The 11,932-nt window shown below is 70.2% G+C and carries 16 protein-coding genes; 8 read left to right on the top strand and 8 right to left on the bottom strand.

What is annotated here, in order from left to right; all coding sequences use genetic code 11:
* Nucleotides 1-94 precede the first annotated feature (94 nt).
* Entirely contained in the window at nt 95-391 is a 297-nt protein-coding gene (locus KME78_RS38580) for a WhiB family transcriptional regulator (RefSeq protein WP_148036282.1), read from the top strand.
* A 44-nt stretch (nt 392-435) separates the two neighbouring features.
* On the opposite strand, the gene bagB is transcribed toward KME78_RS38580, so the two are convergent.
* The gene (gene bagB / locus KME78_RS38575; RefSeq protein ID WP_219534418.1) at nt 436-1,563 is read right to left on the bottom strand and encodes an ATPase BagB; all 1,128 of its coding nucleotides are present in this window, start codon (nt 1,561-1,563) and stop codon (nt 436-438) included.
* Nucleotides 1,560-2,555, bottom strand: a complete 996-nt coding sequence (bagA, locus tag KME78_RS38570; protein WP_219534417.1) for an ATPase BagA — start codon at nt 2,553-2,555, stop codon at nt 1,560-1,562. The genes bagB and bagA overlap by 4 nt, the downstream gene beginning before the upstream one ends.
* A gap of 88 nt (nt 2,556-2,643) precedes the next feature.
* Between bagA and sp36 the strand changes: the two genes are divergently transcribed.
* The 4 genes from sp36 to KME78_RS38550 are packed head-to-tail and all read left to right on the top strand — an operon-like array spanning nt 2,644 to nt 4,892.
* Nucleotides 2,644-2,799 carry a Sp36 family protein gene (sp36, locus tag KME78_RS38565; RefSeq protein ID WP_165959776.1) on the top strand — a complete coding sequence of 52 codons (156 nt, stop codon included), beginning with the start codon at nt 2,644-2,646 and terminating at the stop codon, nt 2,797-2,799.
* Entirely contained in the window at nt 2,796-3,254 is a 459-nt protein-coding gene (locus tag KME78_RS38560) for a RidA family protein (RefSeq protein ID WP_219534416.1), read from the top strand. The genes sp36 and KME78_RS38560 overlap by 4 nt, the downstream gene beginning before the upstream one ends.
* 49 nt (nt 3,255-3,303) lie before the next feature.
* Nucleotides 3,304-4,107: an NUDIX hydrolase gene (locus KME78_RS38555; RefSeq protein WP_219534415.1), complete on the top strand. Its 804-nt coding sequence runs from the start codon at nt 3,304-3,306 to the stop codon at nt 4,105-4,107.
* Complete coding sequence (locus KME78_RS38550) at nt 4,104-4,892, top strand: MBL fold metallo-hydrolase (RefSeq protein WP_219534414.1); 789 nt, start codon at nt 4,104-4,106, stop codon at nt 4,890-4,892. The genes KME78_RS38555 and KME78_RS38550 overlap by 4 nt, the downstream gene beginning before the upstream one ends.
* Here the strand turns inward: KME78_RS38550 and KME78_RS38545 are convergent.
* Complete coding sequence (locus KME78_RS38545) at nt 4,874-5,554, bottom strand: Crp/Fnr family transcriptional regulator (RefSeq protein WP_185069893.1); 681 nt, start codon at nt 5,552-5,554, stop codon at nt 4,874-4,876. The genes KME78_RS38550 and KME78_RS38545 overlap by 19 nt on opposite strands.
* Nucleotides 5,555-5,610: 56 nt before the next feature.
* Here KME78_RS38545 and nth point away from each other — a divergent pair, with 56 nt between their 5' ends.
* Together nth and KME78_RS38535 are read left to right on the top strand one after the other, a co-directional pair.
* Entirely contained in the window at nt 5,611-6,318 is a 708-nt protein-coding gene (gene nth, locus KME78_RS38540; protein WP_219534413.1) for an endonuclease III, read from the top strand.
* A gap of 40 nt (nt 6,319-6,358) precedes the next feature.
* A complete protein-coding gene (locus tag KME78_RS38535; protein ID WP_219534412.1) occupies nt 6,359-7,006 on the top strand; it encodes an NUDIX hydrolase in 648 nt (215 codons plus the stop codon).
* A gap of 8 nt (nt 7,007-7,014) precedes the next feature.
* Here the strand turns inward: KME78_RS38535 and KME78_RS38530 are convergent, their stop codons facing one another.
* On the bottom strand, nt 7,015-7,551 hold the full coding sequence (locus tag KME78_RS38530; protein ID WP_219534411.1) for a HEAT repeat domain-containing protein: 537 nt from the start codon (nt 7,549-7,551) through the stop codon (nt 7,015-7,017).
* Nucleotides 7,552-7,631: 80 nt separating this feature from the next.
* On the opposite strand from KME78_RS38530, the gene KME78_RS38525 reads away from it, so the two are divergent.
* Complete coding sequence (locus KME78_RS38525) at nt 7,632-8,822, top strand: MarP family serine protease (protein ID WP_219534410.1); 1,191 nt, start codon at nt 7,632-7,634, stop codon at nt 8,820-8,822.
* Here the strand turns inward: KME78_RS38525 and KME78_RS38520 are convergent.
* From KME78_RS38520 to nhaA, 4 genes are read right to left on the bottom strand one after another with little or no spacing between them, the layout of a single operon-like run.
* The gene (locus KME78_RS38520; protein WP_219534409.1) at nt 8,819-9,262 is read right to left on the bottom strand and encodes a DUF309 domain-containing protein; all 444 of its coding nucleotides are present in this window, start codon (nt 9,260-9,262) and stop codon (nt 8,819-8,821) included. The genes KME78_RS38525 and KME78_RS38520 overlap by 4 nt on opposite strands.
* Complete coding sequence (locus tag KME78_RS38515; RefSeq protein WP_219534408.1) at nt 9,259-10,179, bottom strand: alpha/beta fold hydrolase; 921 nt, start codon at nt 10,177-10,179, stop codon at nt 9,259-9,261. The genes KME78_RS38520 and KME78_RS38515 overlap by 4 nt, the downstream gene beginning before the upstream one ends.
* The gene (locus tag KME78_RS38510) at nt 10,169-10,585 is read right to left on the bottom strand and encodes a phage holin family protein (RefSeq protein ID WP_219534407.1); all 417 of its coding nucleotides are present in this window, start codon (nt 10,583-10,585) and stop codon (nt 10,169-10,171) included. Before KME78_RS38510 ends, KME78_RS38515 begins: the two co-directional genes overlap by 11 nt.
* A 31-nt stretch (nt 10,586-10,616) precedes the next feature.
* Entirely contained in the window at nt 10,617-11,825 is a 1,209-nt protein-coding gene (nhaA, locus tag KME78_RS38505) for a Na+/H+ antiporter NhaA (protein ID WP_219534406.1), read from the bottom strand.
* Nucleotides 11,826-11,932: the final 107 nt, after the last annotated feature.

Here is an 11,932-nt window from a genome sequence, read left to right as displayed (position 1 = left end):
ACGTTCTCCTCTGCGGCAACTGAATACGGAGGCTCGGCGCCCGCGCCCGTCGGCCCCAAATGACGACTGACCACCTAAGGGGAGTGGGGTCGAAATGTGGATCACGGATTGGACCTCCCGTGCCGCCTGTCGAGGAGCGGACCCGGACGCGCTGTTCGTCCAGGGAGCCGCACAGAACAGGGCGAAGCTGATCTGCCGAGGATGCCCGGTCCGTACCGAATGCCTCGCCGATGCGCTGGACAACCGCATCGAGTTTGGCGTGTGGGGCGGTATGACGGAACGGGAACGGCGGGCTCTGCTTCGGCGGCGTCCTGACGTGGACTCGTGGCGAGAGCTGCTCGAGTCCGCCAAGGAAGAGTACGAACGGACTAACGAGTTGATCGCAGGCTGACCCAAGCCTCGGGAGTACGGCCGGTGCCGGCACCGGCCGTACTCTCATGTGGTGGCGAGGAGCTCTCCGATCCGGCGTAGACCCGCTAGATCGTGGACATCCTCCGACATCGCACTTACCTGGACGACCGGCACCGTGGGGTGGGCCGAAGTGAAATGGTCCCGCTCCCGGTGCTCGCGGGCGGCGAGCTGCATCCTGCCGGTGTGCAGCCGCAGTACGGCGGCGGTCAGCTCATGTTCGCCCCGCGACTCCAGGTCTTCCGCCGCGGCGGCGCTACGCGCGGCTGAGAGCGCCGCTGCGGTGGGTTCGTGCACCCGGTTGACCACAAGTCCGGCCAAGGGCATGCGCTCCTCAGCGAGCCGCTCGACGAAGTAGGACGCCTCGCGCATCGCGTCGCGCTCAGGCGTGGCCACCACCACGAAGGCCGTGCCGGGCGCCTGGAGCAGCCGGTAGGTCATCTCCGCGCGCTGCCTGAACCCGCCGAAGACGGCGTCGAGCGCCGACACGAACGTCTGCAGGTCCTTGATGACCTGCGCGCCCAGCAGCTTGGTCATCGCGCCCGCCATGAGCCCGAACCCGGCGTTGAGCAGCCTGAACGCGCTGCGCCCTCCCGCCTTGGCGGGCGCGGTCAGCAGCCGGATGAACCGCCCGTCGAGGAAGCGCCCGAGGCGCTCGGGGGCGTCGAGGAAGTCGAGCGCGGACCGCGAGGGCGGCGTGTCGACGATGATCAGGTCCCATTCGTCCGAGCGGCGCAGCTGGCCCAGCTTCTCCATCGCCATGTACTCCTGGGTGCCGGCGAAGCTGGAGGACAGCGACTGGTAGAAGGGGTTGGACAGGATCTGGCGGGCCCGCTCGGGGTCGGCGTGCGCCTCGATGATCTCGTCGAACGTCCGCTTCATGTCGAGCATCATCGCGAACAACTGGCCCCCGCCCTCGGGCGAGCTGATCAGCCGTGGCGTGTTGTCGAGCTCGGTGAGCCCCATCGACTGCGCCAGCCGCCGCGCGGGGTCGACGGTCAGCACGACCGCGCACCTGCCGCGCTCGGCGGCCCGCAGCCCCAGGGCGGCGGCCGTGGTGGTCTTGCCCACACCGCCGGCGCCGCAGCAGACGATGATCCGGGTGCCCTGGTCGTCGAGGATGGCGTCGACGTCGAGTACGGCGGGCTTCTTCACGCTGCTCCCTGGGTGCGGATGGACTCGGCCAGCTCGTACAGGCCGGCCAGGTCGACGCCGTCGGCCAGCAGCGGCAACTCGTAGGACGGCAGGGTCGCCTGCGCCAGCGAGGCGCGCTCGGCGCGTTCCAGGTCGGTACGGCGGGCATGCTCGGCGACCTCTTCCGCCAGTGCCTCCGCCGTCGAGGAGGCGCCGTCGGCGAGACCGGCCGCCTTGAGCCCGAGTGTGAGCTCGGCGACGTCGAATCGGCCCTTGACAGCACTGTCAAGTGCGGCCTGCGGAAGCAGTGATTCACGCACCATGTTGATGAAGATCCCACCGGGCGGTAGCCCCGCCGACTGCAATTCGGCGATCCCGTCCAGCGTCTCCTGAACCGGCATCTCCTCCAGCAAGGTGATGAAGTGCACCGCTGTTTCCGGAGATTTCACGACCTTGTTCACCAGATCGGAGTGATTCTTGATCGGACCGACTCTGGCCAGCCCGGCGACCTCCTGGGTGACGTTCAGGAAGCGCGAGATACGGCCGGTCGGCGGCGCGTCGAGCACGACCGCGTCGTAGACCCGCTTGCCGTTCTTGCCGCGACGGCGCACGGCCTCGGTGGTCTTGCCGGTCACCAGGACGTCGCGGAAGCCGGGTGCGACCGTGGTCGCGAAGTCGACGATGCCCATCTTGGTCAGCGCCCGCCCCGCCCTGCGCATGCCGTAGAACATCTCCATGTACTCGAGCATGGCCTCCTCGGGGTCTATGGCCAGCGCGTAGACGTCGCCGCCCGACGGGGCCACGGCGATCCGGCGCTCCTCGTACGGCAGCGGCGGCAGGTCGAAGATCTGCGCGATGCCCTGCCTGCCCTCCACCTCGACGAGCAGCACCTTGCGCCCGCCCGAGGCCAGTGCCAGGGCGAGGGCCGCGGCGACTGTGGTCTTGCCTGTGCCGCCTTTGCCGGTGACCACGTGCAGTCGCACGCCGTCCCAATCGGTGTCCCGAGAGTCCACGTTTCGAGGCTACCGAACGGTTATTTACCAGATGCCGATGACCACCCTTTGAGATTGCTCACACTCCGGTGCGCCTACGCTGGCCCTCATGAAGAAATGGGAGTACCTGACGGCTCCGGTGCTGATCCACAACACCAAGATGATCCTGGACAACTTCGGAGCCGACGGCTGGGAGCTGGTCCAGATCCTGCAGGGTGCGACGCCCGAGCAGCTCGTCGCCTACTTCAAGAGGGAGAAGCAGTGACACCCGAAGAGAAGATCGCCGAGCTCGGGCTGACGCTGCCCGAAGTCGTCGCGCCGTTGGCCGCGTATGTGCCGGCCGTACGGACCGGTGACCTCGTCTACACCTCGGGCCAGGTGCCCTTGGTCGACGGCAAGATGGCCCAGACCGGCAAGGTCGGCGCCGAGGTCGGTCTCGACGACGCCCGCGAGCTGGCCAGGATCTGCGCGCTCAACGCGCTGGCCGCGCTGAAGGCCGAGATCGGCGACCTGGCCAAGGTCGTGCGGATCGTCAAGGTCGTGGCGTTCGTGGCCAGTGACCCCGCCTTCACGCAGCAGCCCCAGGTCGCCAACGGCGCGAGCGAGCTGCTCGCCGAGGTGCTGGGTGAGGCGGGCAAGCACGCCCGCAGCGCCGTGGGCGTCGCCGCGCTGCCGCTCGATGCTCCGGTCGAGGTGGAGCTGATCGCCGAGGTCGCCTAGAGTCCGGATATGTCACCATGACCCGAGTGATGTTCTAGAAGGAGGTCATGTGACTGGTCTTCGACTCCCGGACGAGCTCGCCGAGCGAGCCAGGGACATCCTCGCCGGACGTGTCCAGCCGGTCCCCGCGCGGGACGCCGCCACGGTGGTGATCCTGCGCGAGGGGCCAGAGGTATATCTGCTCCGGCGCAAGGCCACGATGGCCTTCGCGGCGGGCGCCTACGTCTTCCCCGGCGGCTCGGTCGATCCCCGTGACACCGACCACGCCGTCGCCTGGGCCGGGCCGTCTCCGGCCGACTGGGGCGAGGTCTTCGGCGCGGACGAGGCGGTGGCGCGCGGCCTGGTCTGCGCGGCCGTACGGGAGACCTTCGAGGAGTCGGGGGTGCTGCTCGCGGGGCCGGGGCCCGATTCGGTCGTCGACGACACCACGGGAGACGACTGGGAGGCCGACCGGCTCGCGCTGATCGACCGGAGCCTGGCCTTCGCCGACTTCCTCGCCAAGCGCGGCCTGGTGCTCCGCTCGGACCTGCTCAAGCCCTGGGCGCACTGGATCACGCCGGAGATCGAGACCCGGCGCTTCGACACCCGCTTCTTCGCCGCCGTGCTCCCCGAGGGGCAGCGCACCCGCGATGTCGGCGGCGAGGCCGACCAGGTCGCCTGGAAACGCCCGGCCGACGCCGTCGAGCTGGCGCACGAGGGAAAGATCTTCCTGATGCCGCCCACCTACCGCACGCTGAACGAACTGGCCGCCTGCGACTCGGTGGAGGCCGTCCTGGCCGCGCGGCGCGAGATCGTCACGATCCTGCCCAGGGTCGTGGAGGTCGACGGTGAGTTCCAGCTGGTGACGGCATGAGCGGCCTGCACATCCCGGCCGGCTCACCCGACGGATCCCGTACGGCCCACGCCGAGAACCTCCTCGCCCCCAACCCGTCACCGATGACCCTCGACGGCACGAACACCTGGATCATCGGCGAACAGGACACCATCGTCATCGACCCGGGCCCCGACGACGAGCGGCACCTGCGCCGGGTCGCCGATCACCTCGCCGGGCGCCGGGTGAGCCGGATCCTGCTCACCCACGGCCACCACGACCACAGCGGCGGCGCCAAGCGCTTCGCCGAGCTGGTCGGCGCGCCCGTACGGGCGCTCGACCCCAAGCACCGGCTCGGCGACGAGGGGCTCGGCGACGGCGACGTGGTGCGCGCCGGCGACGTCGAGGTGCGCGTGTACGGCACGCCGGGGCACTCGTTCGACTCGCTCTGCTTCTGGCTGCCCCAGGACGAGGCCATGCTGACCGGCGACACCGTGCTCGGCCGCGGCACCACGGTGATCGCCCACGACGGTGACCTGGCCGACTACCTGCGCAGCCTCGACCGGCTCAGGACCATGGCCGAGGAGCTGGGCGTGGCGGCGCTGCTGCCGGGCCACGGCCCGGTGCTGGCCGACCCGATCGGCGTGCTCGACGGCTATCTCGCGCACCGGCGGCAGCGCCTCGACCAGATCAGGGCGGCGCTGCGCCAGGGCGCCAAGACGCCCCGCCAGATCGTGGAGATCGTCTACAGCGACGTCGACACCTCGCTGTGGCCCGCGGCCGAGATGTCGGTGCGGGCCCAGCTCGACTACCTGGAGCGGTTGTAGAGGCGGTCCATGTCGAGGATGACCACGGCCTTGGCCTCGATGCGCAGCCAGCCGCGCTGCGCGAAGTCGGCGAGAGCCTTGTTGACCGTCTCGCGTGAGGCGCCGACGAGCTGGGCCAGCTCCTCCTGGGTGAGGTCGTGGTGGACGCGCAGCCCGTCGTCGGTCTTGGTGCCGAACCGCTCGGCCAGGTCGAGCAGCTGCTTGGCCACCCGGCCGGGCACGTCGGTGAAGACCAGGTCGGCCAGCACGTCGTTGGTGCGGCGCAGCCGCTGGGCCAGCGCCCGCAGCAGGTGGAGCGCCACCTCGGGACGGCCGGTGAGCCAGGGACGCAGGTCGTCGTGGCCCAGCCCGGCCAGGCGCACGTCGGTCAGCGCGGTCGCGGAGGCCGTGCGGGGACGCGGGTCGAACAGGGACAGCTCGCCGAACATCTCGCTCGGGCCCAGCACGCTCAGCAGGTTTTCCCGGCCGTCGGGCGAGGTGCGCGACAGCTTGATCTTGCCTTCGAGCACGACGTAGAGCCGGTCGCCTGTCTCGTTCTCGTGGAAGAGCGTCTGTCCCTTGGACAGCTGGACTTCGGTGATGCTCGTCCGCAGCGCCGCGGCGCTCTCACGGTCAAGCGCGGCGAACAGGGGGGCCTTGCCCAGCACATCTTCGGTGTTCACTCTGCCTCCTCTGCTGCCATTGTGACGCACCCCACTCCGGGCGGCACACGTAGGCTATGGGAATGCCCACTGAGTCCAGGCTCGCCCTCGTGCGTCGCGCACGCCGGATGAATCGCATCCTGGCGGAAACCTACCCCGACGCCCATTGCGAGCTCGACTTCGGTACCCCGCTCGAACTGCTGGTCGCGACGATCCTCTCGGCGCAGTGTACGGACAAGAGGGTCAACATGGTTACTCCAGTCCTCTTCGCCAAGTACCCGACAGTGGATGACTATGCGGGCGCCGACCGAGCCGAGATGGAAGAGATCATCCGCTCGACGGGGTTCTTCCGCGCCAAGACCAACAGCATCATCGGCATGGCCCAGGCCGTGTGCGAGCACCACGGAGGGGTGGTGCCCAACAAGCTGAAGGACCTGGTCAAGCTGCCCGGCGTGGGCCGCAAGACGGCCAACGTGGTGCTCGGCAACGCCTTCGACGTGCCTGGGCTCACCGTCGACACGCACTTCCAGCGGCTGGTCCGCCGCTTCGGCTGGACCGAGGAGACCGACCCGGTCAAGATCGAGCACGTGGTGGGGGAGCTGATCCCCAAGCGCGAGTGGACGGTCTTCTCGCACCGGGTGATCTGGCACGGCCGCCGCATCTGCCACTCCCGCACGCCGGCCTGCGGCGTCTGCCCGCTGGCCGCCCTCTGCCCCTCGTACGGCACCGGCCCCACCGACACCGCCAAGGCCCAGAAGCTCGTGAGATCGGGCCCCTTCTCGTAAAACGGGGAAGTCCCCGAAGCCCCGGCGTGTTGGAGATTGCGTGACTCAGGTGCCCCACTGGCTCGACAGGCTCGCGGCGCAGGCCGTACGTACTTCGGTGCCCTCCGGGCTGCGGCCGCCCGCCGAGGGCGGCCGGCCCGCGGCGGTGCTGTTGCTGTTCGGCGAGGGGCCGCTCGGCCCCGACGTGCTGCTCATTCAGCGCAGCTCGAACGGGCGCAGGCACGCGGGCCAGCCGGCGTTCCCGGGCGGCGGCGTGGATCCGGAGGACGGCGGGCCCGTCGGGGCGGCGCTGCGCGAGGCGGAGGAGGAGACCGGCCTCGACCCGAGCGGCGTGACCGTGCTCGGCACGATGCCCGAGCTCTTCGTCTGGCGCAGCGACAACCGGGTCACGCCGGTCGTCGGCTGGTGGCACACACCGTCGGCGGTGCACGCGGCCTCGCCCGCCGAGGTCGAGTCCGTGGAGCGGGTGCCGATCGCCGAGCTGGTCGATCCGGGCAACCGGTTCACGCTGCGACATCCGCGTGGCTTCGCCGGGCCGGCGTTCCGGGTGCGCGGCATGCTGGTGTGGGGGTTCACCGCGATGGTGCTCGACGCGGTGCTGCGCGAAGGCGGCCTGGAGCGGCCGTGGGACCCCGGGCAGGTGGAGGAGATGCCGCCCGACGTCCTGGACCTGGCCTCGCGAGGCTGAACAGGGCTTCAGACGACCGGGCCCAGGCGGTCCGAGTCGCCCGTGGTCAGCGCGACGCCTAGCGCGGCCCAGCCGGCCACGTCGGGGTCGCTGTCGGCGGCCAGCGCCCGCAGCGCGTTCAGCCCGGCCCGGTCCGGCGGGTCGCCCAGCACGTGCTGGAGCGCGTACGCGGCGCCGTACCTGACGCGTGGGTCGTCGTGCACGGCCAGGTCGAGCACGGACGGCAGCGACCGAGGGTCGGCCAGGTGGCCGAAGGCGATGAGCACGGAGTAGAGCACCATGACGTGGTCCTCGCTGGCCGCGAGGTAGCGCAGGACGGGCAGCGTCCGGTCCGCGAACGTCTTCAGCATGCCCATGATGTCCACGCCGAGCAGGCGCTGGGTGACGTCATCCGCCGCGCAGAGCCGTCGCGCCTCGATGAAGGACTCCAGATCGTCGCGCTGCCGTAGTACGGAGATCACGTGCCAGCGCACCGCCCCGTCGGGATCGTCGTCGTCAAGAGCTGCTTCGATGAGGCCGCGCACTGTTTCGTCGATCGGCGGCATGCCGTCAACGGTAACCAGCCGGTGACGACGTCCTTGGGAAGACGTGCACACTTGACCGGATCGCTGGTTACCTTTGAAACGTGCGCGGTGATCTGCTTGACCTCATATTGATCGGCCTCGTGATCGCCTTCGGCATCTCGGGTTACCGGCAGGGCTTCATCATCGGTGTCATGAGCTTCGTCGGATTCGTCGGCGGGGCCGTGCTCGGGGTCTTCATCGCGCCTCCCATCGCCAAGGCCGTCGTCGGCGGTGACACGCCGCAGGCGTTGCTCGCGATCGTGATCGTCTTCCTGGCCGCGACGATCGGCCAGTTCGCCTCCTCGACGATCGGCGCCGTGGTGCGCAGCCATGTCACCTGGGAGCCGGCCAAGGTCGCCGACGCGGTCGGCGGCACGTTCGCCAGCGCGCTGTCGGTGCTGGTGATCGCCTGGCTGATCGGGTCGCTGATCGTGTCGACGGCGTTCACCCCCCTCGTCGACCAGGTAAAGAACTCCATGCTGCTCACCACGGTCGACGACTCGATCCCGCAGAGCGCGCGCAACTGGCAGCAGCCGTTCAAGAAGTTCGTCGACCGGTCGGAGTTCCCGCCGGTGTTCGACGCCATCGGCGCCGGCCAGCTCGTCGACGTGCCGCCGCCGGCGCGCAGCATCCTGCAGGGCGCCAAGCTCGGCCGGGCGCAGCGGGCCATCGTCAAGGTGCAGGGCAACGCCGAGAGCTGCAACAAGCTCATCGAGGGCACCGGGTTCGTCTACGCCAAGGACCGGATCATGACCAACGCGCACGTGGTCGCCGGCGTGACACGTGACCTGCAGGTCCTCGCCTACGACAACAAGCGCCACCCGGCCACGGTCGTCCGCTACAACCCGCAGCGGGACATCGCCATCCTGTACGTGCCCGGACTGGACCTGCCGCAGCTCTCCTTCGACGGCAGCGCGGAGAAGGGCGACAACGCCATCGTCGCCGGGTTCCCCAAGGGTCAGGGCTTCACGGCGGAGCCGGCCCGCATCCGCAGCCAGCTGGACGCCGAGGGCCCCGACATCTACCACAGCAAGAACGTCACCCGGAAGGTCTACGCGATCCGCGGCAAGGTGCTGCCCGGCAACTCCGGCGGCCCGCTCCTGACCGTGAACGGGCAGGTGTTCGGGGTCGTCTTCGCCGCCGCGGTCAGCCAGGAGGACACCGGCTACGTGCTGACGGCCAACGAGGTCAGGCCCGACGCCGACCAGGGCAGGAACGACACCACGCCGGCCGGCACGCAGGAGTGCGACTAGCCGGGCAGCTCGCTCAGGATCAGCGCGATGGCCTGCCCGGGGTCGCTGTCGGGGCTCAGGCCCGAGGCCGCCCGGCCCACCGAGTCGTACGGCTCGCCGTACGACTGCACACGGGCGGCGCCGCGGCCGAAGAGGGTCAGCGCCCCGCGCCCGTTGCCGCGTTGGAGGTGCGTCAGCCCGACGCAGATCTGCGCCAGCCCCTGCCAGAGCTCGCGCTCGTCGTCGGGGGCGCACTTCCAGCGGCCCTCGAACACCTCGTGCGCGTTGAACGGCAGGCCCTCGCTCAGGAAGCGGCGCCCGTCGGCCAGGGCCTGCGCTGTGGAGGGCGCGTAGTCGTCGGGCACCCGGTCCACGCCGGTCGAGCCGTAGGGCAGCGGCCGGCCGTAGGCGTCGCGTGGCCGGGCGTTGCGCGGCTTGCCGTCGGGGTCGCGGTCTCTCATCGGTCAGGCTCCGGGTCGGTCAGCCAGCCGATCAGCTCGGCATCGAACACGTCGGGGGTCTCCTCGTGGGGGAAGTGGCCTGCGCCCTCGATCAGCCGCCACCGGTAGGGAGCGGTCACGTAGCCGCCCGAACCCTGGGCGGTGCGCGGCAGCACCCGGCGGTCGAGCGCGCCGTGCAGTTGCAGGGTGGGGGCCTCGATCTCGGCACGCATGGTCCTGGCGAAACGCAGGCCGTCGGGACGGAACTGGGAGCGGCCGAACCAGCGGTGATACTCCAGCGCGCAGTGGGCGACGGTCGGGATGCGGAACGCCTCGCGGTAGACGCGCGCGGTCTGCGCGTCCGGCCAGCCTGGGCCCGACCACGCGTCGAGTATCTTGCCGACCAGCGAGCCGTCGTTACGGGTGAGCCGGCGCTCGGGCAGCAGCGGGAGCTGGTAGCCGATCGACGGGCGGGTCGCCCGCAGCTGGCCGAACGGGTCGGTCACCAGCGACCTGCGCATGCGCAGCGGGTGCGGCGCGGACACGGTGACCAGCCGGCGCACGCACTTCGGGTCGAGCACCGCCATCGTCCAGGCGAGCAGGCCGCCCCAGTCGTGGCCGACCACGATGGCCCCGGTCTCGCCGAGCGCGCGGATCAGGCCGCTCGCGTCACCGGCCAGTGTGGGCAGGTCGTAGCCGCGCGGCGGCTTGTCGCTGCCGCCGTAACCGCGCAGGTCCACCGCGGCCGCGCGGAACCCGGCGGCGGGCAGCGACCGGAGTTGGTTGCGCCAGGTCCACCAGAACTGCGGGAACCCGTGCAGCAGCAGGACCAGCGGCCCCTCACCGGCCTCCACGACGTGGAAGCGGGTGCCGCCGGCGTGGACCGCGCGGTGCTTCCACGGGCCCTCGATCTGGACGACTGACTCGTCAGGCGCCATCACTGGTCACCGGCTCTATCTCCTTCTCCGGAGTGGCGATCTCCTTGAGGCCCTTGATCGACCTGGTCGTACGCTTCATTCCGGCGAGTCCCTTCAGCCTACGCATCCCGAAGAACACCGCCAGCCCGGCGGCCACCAGGTAGACGGCGGTGACGATGAGGAAGGCCACCCAGTTCGGCAGCCACTGGGCGAGCACGAAGGCGAACGTGAACGAGGCGAGGATCAAGCACAGGTGCGCCATGAAGGCGGCCGCGGCGAACAGGCCACCGGCCGTGCCGACCCGCTTGGCGTCGAACCTGAGCTCGGCCTTGGCCAGCTCGATCTCCGAGCGGACCAGGGTCGAGATGTGATCGCTCGCCTGGGCGACCAGTGAGCCCAGGGATTCTTCCTCGGGAGTCTGCGGCATGAACGTCTCCTATCGAGGCCTGGTGGCCCTGTCAAACATCATCCAGCGCTGTGCGGCGCTTACGCACCCGTACGTGGAGCAGCACCGCCGCCAGGACGGACGCGGTGAGGCTGGCCGCGAGGATCCCGGTCGTCACGGCGTCGGCCCGCTCCCGGTCGGCGCCGAAAGCCAGGTCGCCGATCAGTAGCGACACCGTGAACCCGATCCCGGCCAACAGCGACACCGCCGCCATGTCCCGCCATTGGAGCTCTTCGGATAGTTTCGCCAGGCCCAGCCGTACGGACAGCCAGGCACCGCCGAACACACCCAGGAACTTCCCGATCACGAGCCCCGCTACCACTCCCAGAACTACCCGATCGGAGAAGATACCGCCGAGGCTGGAGCCGTCGAGTTTCACCCCCGCCGACAGGAACGCGAAGACCGGCACCGCGAAGCCCGCGGAGACGGGGCGGAGGTAGTGATCGGCGGCCTCCGCGGGGGAGCGGGTCTCGTGCTCTCGCGTCGTGACGCGGGTGAGCAGACCGAGCGCCACTCCCGCCACGGTCGCGTGGACGCCGCTGGCCTCCACGGCGTACCAGGCGCCTACGGCCAGCGGCAGGTACATCCACAGCTTCCCGGCTCCCGAGCGCTGCAGGATCCCGTAGACGGCGATCAGGGCGGCGCCGGCCAGCAGCATGAGCAGGTTCAGGTGGTCGGTGTAGAAGGCGGCGATGATGGTGATGGCGCCGAGATCGTCGACGACCGCGCTGGTCAGCAGGAACGCCCGCAGGGCCGGGGGCATCGCGCTGGCGGTCACGGCCAGCACGGCGAGCGCGAAGGCGATGTCGGTGGCGGTGGGAATCGCCCAGCCGCGTGCCGCGTCCGGCGCCCCCCAGCTCACCGCGAGGTACACGAGCGCGGGCACGGCCATGCCGGACAGGGAGGCGACGATGGGCAGCGCGGCCTTGCGCAGGTTGGCCAGCTCCCCATGGACGAACTCCTCCTTGACCTCCAGCCCGGCCACGAAGAAGAAGACCGTCAGCAGGCCGTGCTGCGCCCACTCATAGAGCTCCATGGGGCCGAGCGCGGTGTGCTGGAGCGCGGCGTAGCCGCCGTGCGCGACGTTCGCCCAGATCAGCGCGGCGACGGTGGCGGCCAGCATGACGATGCCGCCGATCGTCTCGGCGCGCAGCGCCTCGGCCACGGTGCGTGCGTAGCGGACGGTGGGTGGGAAGGGCCACATCTCGATGGTTCTACGCACGGGGTCTCCTCTGGCGGGTGTCGCGAGGATCGCTTCCTCGTGACGCCGACCCGACTTCCCGGCACACCGCTTTCACCCTAACCCGGTAACCGGCTGTCACCCTAACC

Origin of the sequence: Nonomuraea guangzhouensis, assembly GCF_019396345.1 — a bacterium.
GTDB classification, from domain to species: Bacteria; Actinomycetota; Actinomycetes; order Streptosporangiales; family Streptosporangiaceae; genus Nonomuraea; species Nonomuraea guangzhouensis.
This window is presented reverse-complemented; position numbering and strand designations above follow the sequence as displayed.